Genomic DNA, 21,937 nt, shown 5'->3' on the forward strand with positions numbered 1-21,937 from the left:
GAGTGATTTCCCGACCTCTCACACCACCGTGCGTACCGTTCGGTACACGGCGGTTCAGTCAACTTAACAAGTAACACACCTTTCGGTGTAGTAATCTAACATTGAGATTAATCCAAAACGGGTTAGTCTTTCTTTTGTAACGGCTACATTCATGGCACCGCCTTGACAGCAGTGTGCGATTCTCGCACCATTATAAGCCGTTGAGTACGCTAGTTTCTTATATACCCCTAGCTTTATTAAGTTCTTCGCGCGATTCTGTGGAGTTTTCCAATGTTTCCATATACACATGCGCAATCGAAATCTTATGCTTTGGTCGAGCGTGGCACATAACACCTTCATACTACCTATTTTAAAGTAGTTAATCCACCCTCTGATAAGCTGATTAAGTTTCTCAACCTTATAGCTGTTACTAACGCCCCAGCTACGACAAGTGAGTTCTTTCATTCGCCTCTTGAACTTTGCTACTGATTTTGCATGTGGTTTTGCCTTAAATTGGTGTGCTCTTGAATCAAAGTAGAATCCGAAACCCAGATATTTCAATCCTCTTGGTCTATCTACTTTGCTCTTGGTCATGTTAACTTTGAGTCCTAGTTTCTCTTCAATAAAACGAGATATGTTTCTCATTACACGATTGGCAGACATTTCGCTTCCGACCATAATAATACAGTCATCCGCGTATCGTACAAAGTTAAGCCCTCTCTTTTCCATTTCCTTATCAAGTTCATTCAGCATGATATTTGCCAGTAATGGTGAAAGATTTCCTCCTTGTGGTGTTCCCACAATAGAATCCTCATACTCATCATCAATCATGATTCCACTGACAAGATATTTCCTAATGATAGAGATAACATCTCCATCTTTTATAGTTCTGCCTATGATGGTCATAAGCTTGTCATGGTTTACTGTGTCAAAGAACTTTTCCAAGTCAATGTCTACAATCCAGTCGTTGCCCTCGTTCATCATATCAAGTGCTGTCAGGATTGCCTGTTGTGCACATCTGTTCGGTCTGAATCCATAACTATGATCATGGAACTGCTCCTCATAGATTGGTGTTAAGACCTGTGCAATAGCTTGTTGTATAAATCTGTCTGTTACTGTTGGCACTCCCAGGTTTCTGAAACCGCCATCGGGTTTTGGTATCTCCACTCTCCGTACTGGCTGAGGTTTATACTTTCTTGTCCTCAGCTGCTCCTTAATGATTTCGCCGTTCTTTGCAAGATGTTCCTTAAGTTCTGTGCACTTCATTCCGTCCACTCCCTCTGCACCTTTGTTTCGTACGACCTGCAGATATGCTCTGTTGAGGTTATCGCTAGATAATATCTGCTCCATTAGACTACTTGTGTCCATGCGTTCTTTCCTTTCCGTCTCGCTTGATTTGACCATCTTTTACCCGATTGGTTACGGCAGATGTTATCTCTTCTGCAATACGAGACATACTCAAACTTATTGATTGTTCGCCCCTTTGCTCCATCTCCATTACAGAGACTTCTTCACTACTATGGGCTCGGCTGACTTCTCACAGTTCGTTGTTACTAGGCTAATGAAACCCCTGTGAGACCTCCACGCTTAAGGTGCACGCTCTTTCCTCTCATCTATCCGCCACATTTACTCGTACTTCCAGCAACTTTAGGACTTCATCTCTTTTGGCAGACTTATCCGTATTTCCGAGCCTTATATGTGATTTCTGTCCGTCGGACCAAGAGTTTGCTTACAGCTTCCTTCAGATTCCACCTCACGATGGACACCCTTGCTGTTCTGCTATACACTTCCTCGTTGCCTAGGCGTGTTCGGGACTTTCACCCATTAGAGCGCGCCCATGGCGCGCAAACCAAAAATACCGACTACCATTTCTGATAGTCGGTATCTTAATTATTGACTTCATATACACACGCCAAACCAATGCTCTTTTATTCTAATTTACTTTGTAATATCTAAAATACATGAAGAACAAATAGATTATTTTTTGATAGTTTGTTCATATATATGTAATTTTAGAAAAATTTAATTTTTACATATATTTACAAAATATGTAATGCCTAATATAATACAAGTATGTTAAATATACGTTAATCAAATATGCAACCAGTAAAGAGTACAAAATCTTGAGCCTCAAGTCGATTTGTACTCTTTTTTATTTTAAGAAAGGAAAGATGACTGCTATGCAAAAAAATGTAAGAACCAAATTACTAAATGACTACTCACAATTGGGATTTAAAGGGAAAAGTACATGTGTCAAATACAGATACGACTATAATGGTGTAACTGTCAACCTCTATTTTGATGCATTTGACCCTGATTCAAACACTTTAACAATGATATTAAGTACTGAAAAGCAATTTTATTTTACAACGCTAAATTCCATGAACACACGCATCCGCAAAGAATATTTACCAAAACTACCCTCTGTTTTTTTGAATAAAATTCTTGTGAATAATGAATTAGACGAATTTTATAAGCATATGGAAAATAAAATATTGGAAATTGTACCAGTTCCAGTATCTTATAAGAAGGATACAATCTTTATCAATACAACCAAATTTCAAAAAGGCGACATAGATTTACCTTTCTGGTGGTATCTTCGCAAAGTTCCCATGAGTGACGATACTCTCAACGCATTAAGTGAACGGGCAGATATTTCACGAGAAACTTTATTAGAAATACAAAAGCAAGGCTTTACATTAGTTCGCACAGATGACATTGAAAAACGTAGAAGTCTAACTCTAATCTTAGGCGAACATGGAATAACTTTATAATTTCTATTGGGGCATCCATAATGATGCCCCACGAAACATAATTTACTCATTTGTCGGTTCTGGTGCTTTTGGTTTTTCTAGTGGCGCTACCACTACTTTTCCATCCTGCATTTTTGCACCAGCACTAATGATATGCATATCGAGTAATGTTTTCACTTTTTCCTCTGTGAAACTGGTTCGCTCATAGCGTGAGGAAATCACATCATACATTGTATTTCCTTTTTCCTTATGTGTTCCAATCACAATATAAAATAGGTTTGCTAAACAATCATCCTCGACCATTGGAACTAATGTATTTGTATGAATCTTTTTCATCATGTTTGTTGTGAAAAAGTCATCTGTATCAAGTTCCAACTCTCCTGCTTCTGATAATCTCAAACCATAAACCCTATCTGTTGTAAAACCTTTTAAAGTGTCCTTAATCTGCTTTTCTGTTAACTCTACAACTTCTCCCTTTGGTAAGCTGTACGCTTCATAACAGATAGCTCTTGTTCCTAAAAAGATTTCATTTGTTACTACTAATTTTCTACACATATTGTTTTCCTCCTGCGCTTTGCATTTTATTCTATTGTTTCGGGCTTTTCTTTTACTGCCCTCCTTACATTTAATACAATAACGCTGGGAAAGTGTGGTGTCAGTGGTGGGAATAGCCAAGGATTTATTTATGGAATATACGAAGTGACGGAAACTACTTACTGATTTGAAAAATGGCAGAATGTGTAACCACTCTGTCATTTCACATTTTTATGCATAAAATTAGAGAGTCTGTAGCTACTGCAACAAACTCTCATTTCTATCCTTTTTATACATACTTAGGCACAAAAACGAAATAAGTAAATCATAGGTAAAAACTTAATTACAAAATGTTCAAAATCCCTATTTTACTACATTCTAACCATTTTATTATAGACTGCCGTGGCAGATGAATAACACTTTTATCATTGTTGCATAACCTCGCATAAGTCCGCATATATTGATTTTACTGGCTTTCCGGATTTCCTGCATTTTAACATAATCGCATATCATCTCATAATCCGGCATAATATCGTCAGTATTAGGGGCATAAACAGGGGTACAAAATCTTGTTTTGCCCCTGTGCTTTTACACAGCCTGTATCTTACGCATTTCTTCCTGTGCATCTTCAAATTTTACATGTGTATAAGTATTTAAGGTAACACTGATATCCGAGTGTCCCATAATATACTGCAGGCTCTTGGGGTTCATTCCACTTTTTGCCATATTGGAGCAAAACGTATGCCTGCACACATGTGGTGTCACCTTTGGCATTTGCACTCTGTAGATGTTGTTATATTTCTGCAGGATATGCTGAAAATACTTTTCCCAGTGAAGTGCGACCATTGGCATGTCATTCTTATCCAGATACAAAAATCCTGAATATCCCTCTACCATTGGTTCCACTTTCGGTTTCCTGCGCTTTTTGATGATTGTTCGAAATGCATCCTCAACCTCTGGTGTCATTGGAATTTCCCTTACACCACTCTCAGTCTTTGGAGCTTCAATCATGTAAGCCATATTGCTTGTCCTGATAAGCTGATGATCCACAATAATCTTGTGATTGGTAAAATCAATATTTTTAATTGTTAATCCTACAAACTCAGAGATTCTAAGTCCTGTTTTGAACAGAATAAAGATTCCTTCATAATATCTTTTAAAATGAGCATCATTCTTTACAAATTCCAGATATTTACGTTCCTGTTCCCGGGTAATAGCTTCTCTTGTGACACTATCATTAACAATCACTGTTGCCAATTCAAATTCAAATGGATTACGCCTGATCAGATCATCATCCAGTGCCATCCGAAATGCCGGTCTAAGCACACCTCTTATGGAATGAATCGCACTATAACTTTTCCCATGCTGCTGTTGCAATCCAATCAGCCATAACTTTGCATCTGAAATTCTGACTGTATCGATTCTTCTACTACCAAAAGAATCTTTTTTGAGGAAATTGATTGTAGTTTTATAACCGGCTCTCGTAGAATTTCTGACACCGGTTCGTGTTGCAACATATTTCTCAACCAGTTCTAGCACTGTCAGATTTCCGCCATTTGTAACAATGTGGTCAAACATATCAGCCTGCAGCTTTTTCTCAAGTTCTCTTAGTGATGGACCTGTACGCTTTCCTGCAGGAGTTTTATCATTCTTGTCCAAGCGCCAGCTATATAAATATCTATCTTTTCCTGTGCTGTCATAATATTTAAATCGATATCTTCCGTCTTTTTGTTGAACCTCTCCGTTGTGTAATATACGTCCTTTGCTGTCTCTCCTTTTTTCACTCATATTAGTTAGTCTCCTTTCTTGATCAGAAAAGGACTACCCGATACGAAAAGTATATCATATAGGGAGTCCTTTTGACATAATAAAATCGCCGATTTTCCATGGCAGAATTCTGATATATCCTACACACATGTAGCTCTATCCAGAAACCTACCAAATAATTCTCTTTTGATTTTTATATGGGATCCAATCTCCAATATAAAATCCGCTCCTTCATTCTCTGCAATAATCTGATACAATCTTTTTTCTCCAATGCCAAAGTATTTTGCCGCCTCTGGAATACTAAGTGCGTATCGTTTCCACAAAGGAACCGATGCTTCCTCTGCAACATTCTTCTCCTTAGCAAATGTATGTGTTATCATCTGTGCTTCATTTATTTTTTGATTCAACATGCCTATCGCCTGATAAGCCATTGGCACGATTATTGGTATTGCTTTGGGAGTTATATTTTTCTCCATATATAAATTAATCTGGTTCATCCTTTTCCTTTCCAAGTCCGCTTACCAGAACATTGTCTGGAAACAAAGTCCGGCAACAGACTCTCAAAACTTATTTTTCATTCCATCTTATAATTGCCCGCTCTCTGAAATGCCCTATTTCTCAATATCGAAGGGTATCTCCATCTGCGTTGCATCCACAGATACAAATGTTTCGTCACTGTTTCCGGACTTTGTTTCCACTCGCATCCATCCACGCTGCTTTCCATACCCAGGGATATTTCTCGGATTGGGATATGCTTTCCACCCTGAAACTGTTCCATTCATAATCTGTCCTATTTCTCTGGCTTCACTATTTCTCGGTTTTCCGATTTCTTTCAGAGCTTCGTTATAAATCTGTTGCACACAGACCACTTGATTTGAAGTATGATCCAGCCACTCCTGAATCAATCCTGTCCAGGTATCTTCCTGCATAAATGGTCTCTGATACTCTATCAGATTCTTTTCGATTTCTTTTGGAAGTTTCAGTCGGATTTTCCCATCTCCATATAAAGCCATCATCTCCGCCCACATCTGTTCAATGTAAGCACGGGATTCTGCTTCATTTTCCAGAATATGTACCTCTGCTTTAGATGAGTCGCACATAATAGGTAAAAATCTACGATTTCCACTCCTGTCAAGTGGCAGGAAGTTAATAACATTAGAAGTCCCGGCAAAGACACACTGTCTCGGTATATCTTCCGCCCTCGTTCCATATGGCTTTCTGTAATTGTCGTACTGTTTGCTTAAAAATGCCTTAGTCGCTTCGTTGTACTTTGTATTCAGTACAGCCAACATTTCCGCCATTTCACATATCCAGTGTCCCATAAGATGCTCATACACCTTATCATCATCAAGCCTTTTAATATCGTCCGTAAACCACCTGTCCTGCATACATAGAAATCGGATAAATGTAGATTTCCCGGCTCCCTGTCCTCCTACCAAACAAAGCATATATTCAAATTTACATCCCGGCTTGAACATCCTGCTGATTGCACCAAGCATGAATAATTTCAAGCATTCATACTCATAATCACTCCCAGATGTTCCCAGAAAATGGGGCAATGCATATCGCACACGCTCTATGCCATCCCACTCCAACGATTTCAACCAATTTCTGACTGGATGGTATTCATTCTCCGTTGCCACAATCTGCATAGCATCACGCACAGCCTTATCATTCCTGTAGTGATACGTCTTTTCTATATAATGCCTTATATGAATATCATCTTTATCCGTTACATCCACATAGCTCCTGCTCCACGGCATATTTCCATCCAGTTCTATTCTTTCCCTAAAAAGATTATCCTTGATATTTCCAGCAAATAACGGATCATTATTCAGTATTAAAACTGCATTGTCAATCGTATTAAATGGCTTGTTTTTCTCCGACAATTCCAACATTCTGTATACTTCGCCCGTTGTATTCTTTCCCGTATTTTCGCTCAATTCTTATAACCTCCTCCAATACATGCTTGTAATCTTGTTTCCGCGTCTGATCCGATGCCTCCAAGATGTAATGCTCATAGAGATAATCCACATATTCAAAATCATCAATATAAGATTTTAGTATTGTAAAATTTCCATTTGTTACTGGCTGTTGCTTCTTTTCTCTTAAGAATGAATGCAATTCCGACAGTTCCTTACACAAATCCCGGATCTGCTCTTTTTGCAATCTATCCTGATTCTGTTTTATCTGTGCCCTCTTTATCTCTATAGATGCCGGTATCTTCCTGTCATAATCAATTCCAAAATCATCCGCCAGTTTCATCGCAGCATCTTTAAGTGATAAATCATAGTACTTCGCCACAAAATCTATGGCATCTCCATATTCTCCACATCCAAAGCAATAATATCGCTTATCAACTTTCATACTTGGATGCTTATCATTATGGAAAGGACAACATATCATCTTTGACCTATTAGGTGTAAATCCGCAATAAGCTGCTGCCTGACTTGCAGTTACATTTGCTTTTACTGCTTCAAACAATCTCATAAGCTGTTCTCCTCCTTTGTTCTCTGCCTCTTCTGTTCCTTGGTTTTCTTGGAAAACATACAGATATCCTGAAGTTGCTTAATATCTCTCGCCAATGACTTATACTGGGCATAGTTCTCTTTTGCTTCTGTTTCCAAACTGCTGATTTTCTGCTGTAAAGTCGTTTTATCCATTTTCCCTAACAGTTCTCTTTCTGTGAGAATTCTTTTTGCTATATGATATCTGCGCAGCGTATCGCCATTTTCTGCTTTGATGCGTTCCTTTGCCTTATTGAATTTTCTTTTTTCAATCTCACCTATTACCGGAATTCCTTCTTCATACCAGTTTAAATATCTGAGATTTTCCTTGCTTCTTGCAATATCCGCTTTCTTCCGACGATTCACTTGCCCAAGTATTCCAAGCTCTGCTTTCTTATCTCTCACATGTTTATTCAATTCTTCAATAGACGAAATATGATGCTCTTCCAGATAAACCAATAGTTCCGCCATTTTCTTTAAATTTGTTTTTCTTGCCTTGTTCTTTCCATAATTATAAGATTCAGCCGTTTCATTTCTGTCCGCAAAATACTTTTGTAAACACTGTGAAAGATCTGATTTTGTGGATTTCTCGTTTCTATGCATTTCCTCAGATAGTTCAGAAATAACATCCATAATATCTTTGACCTTTTCCTTTAACAAAAGAATTCCCTGATTGATTTCTTTAATCAGACGATTAAGACTTCCTTTCTCTGTACGAATTCCTTTTGCCTCCATTTTTCGTACATTTGGGCCTTCATGAATCTGTGGAATCAACATAATTTCCTGTGCCTCATAACTCCTGTGATCAATCCTCTCCAGCATTCCTTTTTTCTGAAATTCCTCGTTCACCATATCCGCCCAGGCTTTTCTCCATGCTTCCAACGTTTCCGGTCTGCCCCAATCTGTCGTAGGAACTGCATTGAATTTCTGGTGTCCTCTACCATCAAGAACAGGCTTTCCGTCCTCATCAAAAAGGTATTCTCTCCTCTGCTTTTCTCCCCATGTTCCATCCGTATTCATTGGTCTGATTGGACAGAGTACATGAACATGAGGATTGTCTATTTCCTTTTTATCTGGCTTATGAACCGCCATATCTGCAATCATCCCTTTAGCAATGAAGTTTTCTTTTATAAATCTTTTTGCAAGTATAATGTTTTCTTCCATTGAAAATTCATTCATAAGCGCAAAATCAAAGCTATATGCAAGCTGTGCTTTCGGATGCTTCTCTACCCTCTCTACTTCATTCCATAACGTTTCCTTGTCACGAAAAGACTCCGACACATAATCTGGAGCTATAATCTCGGTATAAACCACTCCACCTTTTGCTGTATAATCTGCATATTCTCCATAATAATGATCCTGTAGTCTTTCACCAGCTCGATACGCTGCTGCTGCGATTGCTGACTGCCCCTTCCCTCTGGAAACCTGTGTTACATGAAAATGATAAATCGCCATCAGCAATCCTCCTGTCTGCTATTTACTAATGCCTTATGAAACGCTCCATGAAGTGCATTGATATCCAGATGCTCCATCATCTGACCAAGCTGTACTTCCGATAACTCTTTCAGTTCAGGAAAATACTGTTCCATAACCGCACCAAGCACAATTAATCTATGCGTTCTTGCCTTCCTGCTCAGATTCTCACGATACTTCAAACGGTTCTCTGCTCTTACCATCTGCCTCTCTGCCTGTTGTTTTTCTTGTTTTGCTTTTTCAAGCTCTGCACGAATTTTGTGTAACTTTTCATTTTCTTCCATTTGAAATCCTCCTTATCCAAAATTCATTTTTGTCATTTCACCTCATCATTTCCTGGCAGGTAACCTCTGGTTTCTTTAGCCTTATAGACTGTTTTGGACTGTGCCGTTGTCACGCTCTTGGTCGGCTCCCCAGATTATTTCCGGATCATCGCCTGACTTCCCCGATGCGGTAGTGATTTGGAATGCTCATGAAGTTGTATAGAGATTTTCTCAAATTCAAAGTGCATTTCCCGCATATCCGAAAGGTAGGATTTTCCACATAAAAATAAAAATTTCCACTCTTTTGTAAATTCACCTTGTTAAGAACGTATGTTCTGTTGTATGATAAAAGGGATTTAATCGCTATAAATAGCTATAAATAAAAAGGACTCTGCTATATGAATTGTAAATTGACGCTACAGGAAAAATTAAAAGATTTAAGAACCGAGCGAGGACTCTCTCTCGTAGAACTATCCGAAAAAACTGGAATCTCAAAATCTGCTCTAGGCAGCTACGAAAGTGATGATACCAAGAATGCGATTACTGTGAATGCCATCGTTACTCTGGCTGGCTTCTATGGCGTAACAAGTGATTACTTACTGGAGATTACAGAAAACCGTGAACACCATCCATTCCCCGTTGATGAACTCGGTCTGGATGACGAAACGATAGATTTGTTAAAAAAACGCAACCTGAATGTGCGGCTGATTTGTGAAATGATAAAGGATTCTCATTTTTCTGATTTTTTATCTGATCTTGAAATCTATGTTGACAATCTGGCATCTGCCCAGATTCGTAATATGAACAAATACATAGAGCACAACCGTGCAATGATAAAAGACAAATATGCCCTTTCTGACAGTGACCACTATATGCGCTCACTAAAAGCAGCTCTCATTGATGAGGATAATTATTTTGATAATCTGTTGGGAAATGATATTTCTGCGATTGCAAAAGATTTACGAGAATTACATAAAAAAGATTCCAATACCGGAAGTAATGATACTGTTTTTGATGAATTCATGGACACCTGTGAGGAAGTCCAGAAAGCTGACAGCATAACTCAAAAGCAGATGCTGACCTACAGTAAACTTTTTCAAATGAATTTTACGAAAATGGATCCTTACGAATTCAAGACCTTTATGGATATTGTGGAACGGTATTCCACAGCCTTCAAATCTGCCAAAGGAAACGGGCGTGGCAAAAAGAAAAGAAAGTAGCGGCTTGCCGCATATATGGATAGCAGATCTTGTCTGCGCAAGGCATAGCCTTGACCGGGATTCATCCCGCAACTCCCGAAATAAAATGAGGGCGCACATCACCTGCCAAATAGGTAGGTATAGAAGTGCGCCCTTAGTGACTAAGGGATTAACAGGATCAATAAAACAGTCTAACTTGTTTATAGTCACCTCAGATTTCTCCTAAGTACTACTTCCAATTACTCTGATATTTTAACCACATCGTCTACTTCAGAATACTCACTATTATTTTCTGTATCTTCTGATACAATTTTTATGCAAAATGAATTCCACTCTATATTTTCAAACTTTCCAACTAATTCGTGTATATCGCCTAATTGTTTATTTATTATTGTATACTCATGACCTTTAATTAAACCTCCAAGTAAGAAAATGGGCATGTTTTCTTTTAATGCCACGCACATTTCTTTCGCTTGCGAAACGAAAGTGTTCACTAACGAAATATTGTTCAATATTTCATTAGGCATTCCAGTTGATGAAAGTTCTTCCGTTTCATGTTCACATATACGATTAAGAGATATTTTTAAATAATACGAATTAGACAACATATCAAGAGTATCTGAAAGCATTGGGCTAACATTTGAAAAATTTTTATTTTCAATTTCATTCTCAATATTTTCCCCCATTTTACCTATACGTTCAGAAGCAACCGAAATCTGTTTCGTCAATATGTCAATATAATTAAGTTCAAGATCTATATCATAAGTAAAATCTTTTTTTGAAAGATATTTTCTTCTTAATTCATAATTCTCTGTTCCAATTTCTATTTCATAACATTCAATTCCTTTTTCTTTACATACATCCCATAATAATTGCTTACAAATAGGATCCATATTCATGCCAAAAGTAATAGACTTAACAAACGGCAAATCAATAAATAATGGTGTATTTTCTTCACCTATATTGATTATTCTCCATTCTTTTTCATAATTCCAACAAACATTTTTTGCCAGCAAATATGATAAGATAGCTCCCATATTTGGTTCACATGATCTGACGCTTGCTTCTGAACCTAAGTTAAAACCTGCCACTCCTAAATCTTGCAATGAGAGCGTAGGTCTTTCTGTAGTATATTCAACTGGGTAAATAAAACCTATAACATCTTTAATTTGATTGAAATCATACTCTATACATATTCCAGCATAGGAATTTGCATAATGTGACCACATTAGCTGATTATCCCATCCACTCACGCTAAAACAAGAAACTGTCAATTTAGACAAAAAAGTTCTTAAAGTTGGTATATATACATTATCTTTAATATCTACCGCTTTTTCATATAATTCATCCAAAACATTATCCAGCTTAAGCATATCCGCCAAATTATCTTCTGTTATATTTACACTTTCCATATCGCTTACAATCAACAAAAATGCTGCAAATACCTCTTTTGACAAAACCCCTTTTATTTTTTTCGGGCATTTAGCATATAAAGTATTTAGATTTTGACGAATAAATATGATAATCGGTACATTAACCTGATGCATACTTACTTGCCTTGAAAAAAGATACTTTTTCAAATCATTAAGCATGCATATAAATTCTGCCAATTTTCCTACTGCTTTGTACTTAAGAAACTGTGAAATTATAAATTTGAAACTTTCGTCTTCAATGTTCAATTCTTCCACAAGCATAGAAATGCAGTTTTCGTACATTTTTTCAGGTGAATATCCTATCATCGAGTCAAACGGATCATTCATATTTAATGGTGTTTGCGCATATACCACTCCATGTCTTATATTTTCTATATCATATATTGTTGCAACATCTCTTCTGCATGGACGATATTGATAAAATAATCCACCCGCTTTATCTATTCCGTGTTTCATATCTTCAAAATTAAGTTCTGTATTATGCAAAATAACCCCTCCCAAATAATTTCAATATAGGCTTAAGCAAGTCACTTCCTCAATGCCATTTCATTTACGCGTTTGTAATACTCAATAAGCCGGTTATCCTGTCTATCAATAGAAGCTAACCACTCATTTACATTTGAAGAATTAATCGCATTTTCCCTAAGGATTTGTGCAATATCGGTAGCTGTCACTATAAGAATAGGATGTCCATCTTCTACAACTTCTTGATATGCCTGTTTATCCACGTAGCTGGTTGTTATCATTATTCCAAACTGTCTATATCTAATTCTCGATATCAACCGAGACATTTCTTTAACACCCACTCCATTATTAGGCGAATAACACTTAGCTTCCAGTGCACAATCAATCTTAAGCGACGCATTCACTTTCCCACCTGCACTTATGGAATAAAATCCAAGTGCATCACGCCCTCCATCTCTCCATGGTCTTGTAAGTGAAAAATCTACAAAATGTGAATCCATTTTGCTTACAATATTTGTGGCACAGGCTTCGAATCCCTGATTAAAACTATTATAGTGATTACGAATAGCATCCAGACATAAGAGTCCTTCCGTATCACTTCCCGCTGGAAGTTGTTCAAATCTATTGGGAATTTTATGCATTCTAGGTGCTGCTAATGGTGTAATTCCATTTCTTCCTTGCTTTACAAATCTCACCCATGCCTCAGGAGCATACTTCAAATTATTTTCATGATCATAAATTAATGATTCAATCCATTTCCTATAAATTGGTTTTTCACCTGTATCCAATATTGTAAAATATGCTTCGTAATTTTGGAATCTATTTTCCTTAACAGTTCGCCAAAATGCTACCAGATCCCTATCTGGAGAAATCTTGGGATTCCCTGGCGCAGCAAGTCCTAAAAACTGAATATCTCTTCCTGTTCCTGTTTTCTTAAAAATTAGAAACGGTGGCATATCTTCAAGATTCTTCCCTTCATTCAAAAGGGAAAATGCCATTTCTAATATTTTATTTCCCTTCTTCTTTGTATCTGTTAATTCTCGACCAGGTTCTCTATTATCTCCATAATATCGAAATATCCCTGTCTCTTCATCCAAGTAGTCAGGCCATTCTAGTTCCTCCATTGATGTATATAAAACAACATACGCATACTTACCTGATCCATCTTCTCTAAGCTTCTTTCTAAACCCTCCAGCATTTTCACATCCCGGAATCAATTTATGAAATGGCTCTGATGACATATTAGGAGCCTTTCCGCCTTTGTATACACAATCAATAAAAAAATCTGATTTGTCTAAATCTTCAAATTGTATCTCCATAATTATCACCTTTTATCGTCATATGAACAAATCTCCGAAAATTTATACCTTATTTTTCTTCTAAAATGCTATAATTTTCTCTACTTCAATTCCTTTGCATATGCATAAATTCTTTTTAAAAAGTTCTCATCAACAGAAGTTTTTCCTTCCATCAATCCTGAAAATCCAATATATGAACTGAATCCAAGCATATAGACAGCAAGAGCCATTGCAAGATTCTCTGATTTTTCTCCTGAAATTTCTGCAATCTTTTTCAACTCCTCTGCAACTGTATCATGTGGGACTTTAACATCTCCACCCTTTGCCACTACGGACTCTATAACTTCCGGAAGTACCATACACATCTGATAAAATGCATCTTCTTCGCCTGTTACAAGTGCATAGAATTGATCTATGCTTACTCTTCTGATACGTTTATGAGAAATCTTCTTACCATCAACCGTTGGATTCCAAGTAATATTTTGTGATTTTTGCGCAATCGCCTCTACCAGAAAGCATGCGCAATCATCATCATTCAATAATTGGTTCTGCATTTTCATATATGTCTTTCCGGTAGATGCCGAATTCATCGTATTATGTTTATTCTTCATCTCAACATAAATCTTATGTACTACATCACCCTCTGGCAATTGAATTCCATCTGCGTTTTCATAGATAACATCCCATCCGCCTTCTTTACCATTTTCAGGCACATGACAATTTTTCATGTACTGAAATATTGTCTGATGAAAATATCCGATATCGTTATTATTTGATTTGTCCCTTTGTCGGAATATCTCGTTTCCCACCATTTCTTCCCAAGTTGACTGATATACTGTTTTATCAAATATCAACTTAATCGGATCAATAATATTCTTGTTAAACCGCTTAATATCAAAAGATTCCAGTTTTTCCCCATACTTGTCAATTGTCGCTTCCACATGTTTAACAAAGTTTTCCTGACTGATAAATTTCAGTTTCCAATCCATTACATTGCCTCCTTTACTTTCTGATTCACTGCAAGCATATCTAGTGAATGTACAATTTCTTTTGCAATATCATATGCTAAATTAACCGGGACAGCATTTCCTACCTGTTTATATTGAGCTGAAACATTTCCACAAAATTCCCAATCATCCGGAAATGTCTGACACCTTGCATTTTCTCTAACAGTAAAAGGTCTTGCTTCCAATGGATGGCATCTTTCTGTTTGCTTTTGGGATGGAGATGTTAATACAGTTAAAGACGGTTCATCCAAACTCATTCTTCTCAAAATTCCAGTTCTTCCGCCTTCCATATCCCAACAACTCTTCATATATTCCTTGGCAATTGCTGGATCTATATCTCTCCAATATCCACCAGCTGGAACCAATTCAAAAATCTTTCTCTTTTTTTCTCCATATGGAACCCCTGGTCCATCTGGGCAATCCAAAAGAACATCTCTAAGAACGGGTTTATAATTATGTGCTTTCGGGAATCTGTATTCCGTCTTTCCTACCAAATCATTGCGAATTCCTATAGTAATAAGTCGTTCCCTTTTCTGTGGTACGCCATAATTCCATGCATTTAATACTTGCTTGTCAATGGTATAGCCAGCTCTTGTAAAAATATCAAGCATTGTTGCATAAGTTTTTCCGTGATCATGTGTAAGCAATCCTCGGACATTCTCAAACAAGAACATTTTAGGCTGTAATTTTTCTAGGAACAATGCATAGTGATAAAATAAGGTTCCTCTTGCATCTTCAAGCCCCAGCCTTTTTCCTGCATATGAAAATGCCTGACAAGGTGCACCACCTGAAAGAAGATCTAACTCTCCTTTTTTAATAGAGAAATACTTTTCCAAATCCAGACACGATATATTTGCAATATCATCATTTATAACATTCCAGTTTGGCCTGTTCTTCTTTAATGTATCCGCTGCATCCTTATCAAATTCTATTAAACCTAATGTATTAAATCCCGCTTTTTCGACTCCTAATGCCAATCCGCCAGCTCCAGCAAAAAGCTCTATACTTGTATACATTCAATTACCTCTTTACTTTTTCTCTAATAATATCATAGTATGTGTCCTATAAAATGGACTCCGTTATACTAACATACCTCTTTTTCTTCTTCATCAACCAATTCGATTACATCTTCTACCTGACATTCCAATACTTTGCATATTTTACATATAATTTCTGTCGAAACATTCTCATTTTTTCCCATTTTCGCCATTGCATTTGTTGTTATGCCTGCTTTTTCTCTAAGCTGAGTTTTGCTCATATTTAAATCTATAAGTCTTTTCCATAATTTATTATAGCTTACAGTCATAATTAGTCCTTCCTATCATTAATAAACTCATCACAAAATCAGTAATCTATTCACTTAGGTAAATGCACCTACCAACATTGAATTTTCAATATTATTTTGATATGTTCAAGCATTATAAGAATTTCAAAAGTTAATTTTACCATCTGCATTCCCACTTATACATTAGAAACAACTCCAACATAAACAGAGTTTAAGATTTCACACATTAGAGGTGTCTCATATCTGCCTTCTGACAGCAGTACAAGGCAGACATGAGCAAATGTATTTTCAGAAACCAGAAGCATCGTTCTCTTGAAGATCATAAGTATAAGAAATGTCTTTCTTCATCTATATCCGGCATAAACATGGCAAAACATGAACTTCTCCTAAAAGTTATTTGTCTATAATTTTAAAATACATATCCTATACCTAATTTCTATATATATTTAGCCTTTCATCCAGTCTTCTAACCTTTTATATTGATGATAGAATAATAATATTCTCCAGCATATCCCGTTCTTAATTACAACAAATTTCTTATCAACGAATATGCTTGCGGCATAGAATTAATTATCAACTTATCTGATACTGCTATACTGCCGGCCGGAATTTGTGGGTTATTCAGCATCCACATAGCAGGATAAATATATACTTCTCTTTTCTTACCGTTTTTAATACAATATATTTTCTGATTTTCGCACACAATATCAAAGTCAGCATCTAATAGCGCATTTTCCTTAATTCCAAGTATAAGACGAACTTGTTCCTTATACTCAATTGGTGTAGCAAGCTTCTTGGTCTTACTCCAATCAAGCAATTGCTCTGCCAAATGCCTATCCAATTTGTTGTGAACTCGTTGATTCCAATAATGTTTCAAACAATCATGGCATGCTGTGGCACAATTCTTACTGCATTGTAAAATCTTATATGTTTCGTTCATTAAGTCAGATATTCTTCCTGCTAACATAGAACTATAACCAGCTCCACTTGATAAGCTGTCAAACAAGAAAATGTCAACACATACCTTGTCTGAAGCATACCTTAATCGATAACCACTCTTCATGTCACTGAATTCTATATCCAATAACTGCCCTGCTGCTAACACCATTGCCTCAGATAAACTTTGTGCCGCACTTTCAATCCATAATCCCTCATGTACCGTATTAATTTGATTTGAATCCAATTCGATCTCTACAAGAATCATATCTGTCAAAAATTGATACCCTAAAAATGCAGTAACAATTCTATCAGAAGGATGTTGACATTTCGCTCTAATTCTTGGATGTCTATATGGTTGGTCTTTCTTCTGTAATTCAATCATATTTTCCCCAGGAATTGCAGCACCACATTCAGTACAAACAGTAAATCCCTCATTTTGAGGCCCTTCGTTTAAAATAGTTAACGGCTGATCTACTAAACGTCCATAACGAATCATTGAATAATCAGAGGACTTTTCCATTTCTTCATCTTTAATTGGTGAAGCATAACTAGGAAGTTCTGCATATGTCATTTCTGCCTCTGCTTCTGCCTCTCTAATACTTGTTCCACCTTCTGGAGCAAATCCCCATGGTTTAATCATATGCTTATATTTGACACTTTCTTGTCTACAAAACGGGCATACTTTCCCCGGATCTTCCATACCCACCCAATTACAGGAACTATTTTCACAATAAAACATAGAACGATAATACTCCTTACTATCGAAGTACTTACGAGCCGGATGTGCTTTATCTTCATCTCTAAATTTTGAATGAAAATTATAAATACCACCTGACTTGTATGTTTTCTTATTAACAACAATTAGTCTACCTGGGGCATATTCACTAATTGCCATATCTAATGCTCTATCAGGTTCTTGCTCAATCTTATCTCCTGTTCTGTTTTCAATACTAAATCCTACCACATTTCTTGGGAATGAATATGTAGGAAATATACCTTCTTCCAAGAAAACATCTAGCACTTTCTTCTCATTATCATTGGAATCAAAATAATCATCCTTAAAATCGTACACCTTTCTCTGCAATGTCTCTAAAGCCTGTACTAACACCTGCTTTTGTTCCTCAACATGAGAATAATCTCTCCCAGGTACCAAAGATTCCAATTCCTGATTTGTAAATGATTTATTTCTGAGAAATTCAAAAAATAAGTTTAAGTGATTATTAATGAAATCTATTATCCCCATTGAATTAGCAGAAATATCATACTTATTAAGATACTCGGATACATATATCACATTGAGATGTCGATATATCAGTTTCTGATTATCACTGTCAATAAAAGGATGCCTTGGTTCTCCTGCAATAATTTTTTCAGGATGATTAAAATAGTAGCTATCATGAGGACCATTATCCGTATATGTAACAATGGTAGATATCGCAGAGCCTCTACGACCAGCTCGACCAGCTCTCTGCTGATAATTTTCTCTCATTGGAGGTATATTTCTCAATCCTACCGCCGTTAATGAACCAATATCAATACCCACTTCCATCGTAGTTGTACAACTAAGCACATCAACAGGTCCTTTGTCATCAATATATACATTTTGAAATCTCAATTCGTATTCTTCTGTTGTTGACCACATATCAATCCGCTGATCTTTGTGTGATAGCTGCGCTGTATGTTCCTCTGTATTAATTCTCGTCATCAACGCGTCCTTCTTACCTTCTACCGCATCTAAAATCGGTTTTCTCCAGAAAGACAGACCTTCAAACTCATTATCTGTCATCTGTATAGGCTCACCATTACAACACCATACACATTTACCCCATAATGTATACGGAAATACTCTTCCACAGCTTGGACATTTATACCATTTTTGCTCATCATCAAATTTCAAAGTAACTAACTGTGGATTAATATATAAATTTTCGTTATCATCCTTTCCTTTTTGTGTAAACTTCAATAACTGCCTATATAATACTAATTGTTTCGCTTCATCTATGCCATTTTCTTTAAATAATTTTTCAAAACGCTTTGGGAATTTCCCCTCCGGATCAATACCAAAACGTGGGATGTTAGTAATGCTTCTACGAACATTCCTGTTTATGTCATAATCATAAGCATAACTATCAGTAAGTACTTCCGCTGCCCATGCGGCAAAAATCGCATAAAATTCATCCTCTGATAGCTTAATTCCATTATTTTCAAGGCACTCAACAACTTCATCAATCAAATCATAATTACATGGTTCAATCCAACACAATCCCAAATCAGTAAACGACCTAAAATTACTACATAATATCTTAAGTAAATATCTCGAGTATAACTCTGGTACTGTTGCAAACTTCTGCTTTTTCAATTCTGCATAATCAATATTTCTAGCCCTTCTGCCTCTTCTCTCCTGCCTTTCAATAACTTCTTTCATCGTCTGAAGATGATCATGTATATCCTTTTCATCATTACCATAAAAAAAGCGCAATTTATTATCTAATGCAACCTTTAGAAATGCAATATATAGTAAATCCATACTTGGATCTCTATCAGTAGTTAGAGCCCAATTAGTCAATTCTTTTGCCGAAACTGTAATGGCTTTTCTCATTGCATCTTCATCTGCAACCGAAGTGAGTTCCTTTGCTAATGTAGCAGCTCTCTGTCTACTATCAGAAAACAGAAGGACTTTCCTTCCCGCATTTGGTGTAAATTCTAGTTTTGCTACATCTGTAATCACTGGTGGCTGTATCATTAATTGTTCTGAAACCAAATGAAAGAATGGTTCATTACCTTTAGTCGCAAAATCTGAAACATGCAAATGCATTTTTTTACATCGCGGACATGATCCAAAAGTGAAAATATTAGGTGATTCTTTTGGGCTTTTTATACTGTATGCAACATGCAAATAATTTGGTTCTTCAGCATGCGTATCGTCCTGTTCAATTCTTCCCGCTATAGAATTCAACCATCCAATTTTAACATCCTTTTTACTACCCAAACTCATGTTATCCGGAATAATATAATAATGTACCTCTTTAAAATTTTGTTCAAAAACAATACCCTTTTTGTTCCATACGAAACGCGCTTGAGGCTCCATTTCATCAATGTATCCTCTTAAAAACAATGCCCCACAAGTTCGATCATTTAGTAATTCATATATTTTACCACCACAACGGCAGACATCCTCATGTTTGCCTATATATATCTTTCCTAATGGAATATGTGATGAGTGCTTCTTTTCTGTACAATTAGGATTTGCACATGCATAAATTCCAGAAATACCTCTAAACATCATATGCAGACGAGATGGGAACAACACTTGTCCATCTTTTCCCTTGGCCAATGGAGCTATTGACAGCAATACGCTCGTGGCCTTCTGCGCCAACCATTTCTCTTCACTTGGAAAAACTTTATCTGCCAGCTCATCATATGATATAGCATTTCCGCGACAACACTCCATAATTTTCAACAATGGCTGAATTTTTACAAGAACATCATACAACCAGTTTTCAACCATTTTTTCACTTGAAAAATCGCAATTTTCTACCGGCAATTCCATCAGTTCACACACTTTTTTAATAGCCATCAATTTATTATCCGAATGTAAACTATCTATATCAAATGATGATATAGCACTAGCGTTTATTTTCTTCGCACCTTCGTATTTTACTTCTTCCCTTTCTCCAGTAATAATTTGTATATTAGAGCTTTCATCATCACTTAATGCTGTTAAATCACATACAAATTTCCTAACCTTCTTTTCCTCATTCTGCGGAATACTTGCACTAGTCAAAATAAACTGAATTTTATTCCTTGACACACCCAATTTATGCAAAAATCTACGAATCAACAGAGCTACTTCACCACCCGAAGCGCCTCGATACATATGTGCTTCATCGATGATAAAGAGCAGTTTATTCTCTTCTGACATAGTCAACCAATCTCTTGTATCTTCCCACAAACTCTGCTCTTCTTGTCTCATCAACATATACTCTAGCATCGAGTAATTGGTGATAAGAATGTCCGGCGTATTACATTGCATTTCAAAACGAGTTATCAGCTCTGCATCTCGATTATCGGTAATATGTTTTCCTTCGATCAAACCATCAACAAAAGCTTCTAAATTGTATTTTGAAGGATATTTTCCCATTGCCTTTAATTGTTCAACAGTTTCTGCATCCCTATATATAAGATTCTGTCTAAGTGTCTCAGATAGTGCAATATCCTGCTCCCGTTTCATATCCCCCGCATACGGAGTTCTTCCTGTGTACATACCAAACTGTGGTCGTCTTTCACTTCCAGTATAATCAAGAAACATCTTATAAAAACTATCTGTTCCTATCATTCTTCTTAATCTACCAATTTGGTCTGAAACTAATGCATTCATCGGATACAACATCATCGCTCTTACACCACGTTGCTTCCATGATAATTGATTTTGCCTAGCCTCTGCAACAAGCTTTGTTACCATTGGCCACATAAAACATTCTGTTTTACCAGAACCTGTTCCTGTAGCAACAAATAATTCCTTTCCACTATAGAAATTTTCTATTGCCTGAATCTGATGAATATATGGACTACTATATACCCCCATCTTCTTATCAATCATTTGTAATAAAATTTCCTTGATATGCTTCGGAATTTTATCACTCTCACTAATTCCATTAATCATACTTACATAAGCAGGGTTTGCCTCAATATAAGGTTCCTTCCACAGTACGCCTTGCGTCTCTAACTCATCCCGGCACAATTCTCTTAATTCATCATTCTTACCAAAATATGCCGTCTCGATATAGTCAATCAGTCTTCTCTTAAGTGCCTCATGCGTATTAACAATACTATACTCATTCATTATTCCTTCTTGTATGATAATTAGGAAGTTAATTATCACATATTTCCTTTCTTTTAATATCGTGGTTCAATACAATTCAGATACTATGGACTTTTGATTTGTTTTCTGTAGCTTGACTACTCAACTGGAGTGTATTGCCACTACCTTTATCTGAATTGTTTATTAGCTGGATGTTGCCGGAGTGTTTTTCAC

At 36.6% G+C, this 21,937-nt stretch carries 16 protein-coding genes; 2 read left to right on the forward strand and 14 right to left on the reverse strand.

The features are described 5' to 3' along the window. Nucleotides 1-63: 63 nt before the first annotated feature. Nucleotides 64-1,347 (reverse strand): group II intron reverse transcriptase/maturase, encoded by a 1,284-nt coding sequence (gene ltrA, locus ACDD58_RS03515; protein ID WP_241070849.1) that lies wholly within the window; start codon nt 1,345-1,347, stop codon nt 64-66. 812 nt (nt 1,348-2,159) lie between these two features. Here ltrA and ACDD58_RS03520 point away from each other — a divergent pair. Beyond that, nucleotides 2,160-2,753: a hypothetical protein gene (locus ACDD58_RS03520; RefSeq protein ID WP_176934752.1), complete on the forward strand. Its 594-nt coding sequence runs from the start codon at nt 2,160-2,162 to the stop codon at nt 2,751-2,753. Nucleotides 2,754-2,795: 42 nt separating this feature from the next. On the opposite strand, the gene ACDD58_RS03525 is transcribed toward ACDD58_RS03520, so the two are convergent. The 7 genes from ACDD58_RS03525 to ACDD58_RS03555 all read right to left on the reverse strand — a co-directional run bounded on the left by ACDD58_RS03525 (nt 2,796) and on the right by ACDD58_RS03555 (nt 9,297). After that, nucleotides 2,796-3,287 carry a hypothetical protein gene (locus ACDD58_RS03525; RefSeq protein WP_370775826.1) on the reverse strand — a complete coding sequence of 164 codons (492 nt, stop codon included), beginning with the start codon at nt 3,285-3,287 and terminating at the stop codon, nt 2,796-2,798. A 567-nt stretch (nt 3,288-3,854) separates the two neighbouring features. Beyond that, nucleotides 3,855-5,054 carry a site-specific integrase gene (locus ACDD58_RS03530; protein WP_278621661.1) on the reverse strand — a complete coding sequence of 400 codons (1,200 nt, stop codon included), beginning with the start codon at nt 5,052-5,054 and terminating at the stop codon, nt 3,855-3,857. A gap of 119 nt (nt 5,055-5,173) precedes the next feature. After that, nucleotides 5,174-5,530: an excisionase gene (locus ACDD58_RS03535; RefSeq protein WP_278883487.1), complete on the reverse strand. Its 357-nt coding sequence runs from the start codon at nt 5,528-5,530 to the stop codon at nt 5,174-5,176. A gap of 114 nt (nt 5,531-5,644) precedes the next feature. Beyond that, nucleotides 5,645-6,931, reverse strand: coding sequence for a VapE domain-containing protein (locus tag ACDD58_RS03540; RefSeq protein WP_370777440.1), 1,287 nt, complete (start codon nt 6,929-6,931; stop codon nt 5,645-5,647). Beyond that, entirely contained in the window at nt 6,897-7,523 is a 627-nt protein-coding gene (locus ACDD58_RS03545; RefSeq protein WP_370775831.1) for a CHC2 zinc finger domain-containing protein, read from the reverse strand. The genes ACDD58_RS03540 and ACDD58_RS03545 overlap by 35 nt, the downstream gene beginning before the upstream one ends. Then, entirely contained in the window at nt 7,520-8,995 is a 1,476-nt protein-coding gene (mobQ, locus tag ACDD58_RS03550; protein ID WP_370775834.1) for a MobQ family relaxase, read from the reverse strand. The genes ACDD58_RS03545 and mobQ overlap by 4 nt, the downstream gene beginning before the upstream one ends. Next, on the reverse strand, nt 8,995-9,297 hold the full coding sequence (locus ACDD58_RS03555; protein ID WP_370775835.1) for a DUF3847 domain-containing protein: 303 nt from the start codon (nt 9,295-9,297) through the stop codon (nt 8,995-8,997). The genes mobQ and ACDD58_RS03555 overlap by 1 nt, the downstream gene beginning before the upstream one ends. Before the next feature lie 377 nt (nt 9,298-9,674). Here ACDD58_RS03555 and ACDD58_RS03560 point away from each other — a divergent pair, with 377 nt between their 5' ends. Next, complete coding sequence (locus ACDD58_RS03560) at nt 9,675-10,496, forward strand: helix-turn-helix domain-containing protein (protein WP_370775838.1); 822 nt, start codon at nt 9,675-9,677, stop codon at nt 10,494-10,496. Nucleotides 10,497-10,714: 218 nt separating this feature from the next. On the opposite strand, the gene ACDD58_RS03565 is transcribed toward ACDD58_RS03560, so the two are convergent. The 6 genes from ACDD58_RS03565 to ACDD58_RS03590 form a co-directional block, all read right to left on the reverse strand. Next, a complete protein-coding gene (locus tag ACDD58_RS03565; protein ID WP_370775840.1) occupies nt 10,715-12,394 on the reverse strand; it encodes a DUF2971 domain-containing protein in 1,680 nt (559 codons plus the stop codon). Nucleotides 12,395-12,435: 41 nt separating this feature from the next. After that, the gene (locus tag ACDD58_RS03570; protein WP_370775843.1) at nt 12,436-13,692 is read right to left on the reverse strand and encodes a restriction endonuclease; all 1,257 of its coding nucleotides are present in this window, start codon (nt 13,690-13,692) and stop codon (nt 12,436-12,438) included. Between the two features lie 80 nt (nt 13,693-13,772). Then, on the reverse strand, nt 13,773-14,660 hold the full coding sequence (locus tag ACDD58_RS03575; RefSeq protein WP_278883500.1) for an Eco47II family restriction endonuclease: 888 nt from the start codon (nt 14,658-14,660) through the stop codon (nt 13,773-13,775). After that, entirely contained in the window at nt 14,660-15,694 is a 1,035-nt protein-coding gene (locus tag ACDD58_RS03580; protein WP_278883501.1) for a DNA cytosine methyltransferase, read from the reverse strand. Before ACDD58_RS03580 ends, ACDD58_RS03575 begins: the two co-directional genes overlap by 1 nt. A gap of 68 nt (nt 15,695-15,762) precedes the next feature. Continuing rightward, nucleotides 15,763-15,984, reverse strand: coding sequence for a helix-turn-helix transcriptional regulator (locus ACDD58_RS03585; protein WP_118281015.1), 222 nt, complete (start codon nt 15,982-15,984; stop codon nt 15,763-15,765). Between the two features lie 502 nt (nt 15,985-16,486). Further along, nucleotides 16,487-21,745 (reverse strand): DEAD/DEAH box helicase, encoded by a 5,259-nt coding sequence (locus tag ACDD58_RS03590; protein ID WP_370775847.1) that lies wholly within the window; start codon nt 21,743-21,745, stop codon nt 16,487-16,489. Nucleotides 21,746-21,937: the final 192 nt, after the last annotated feature.

It is taken from the genome of Roseburia sp., from assembly GCF_041325975.1.
GTDB lineage: Bacteria > Bacillota > Clostridia > Lachnospirales > Lachnospiraceae > Roseburia > Roseburia rectibacter.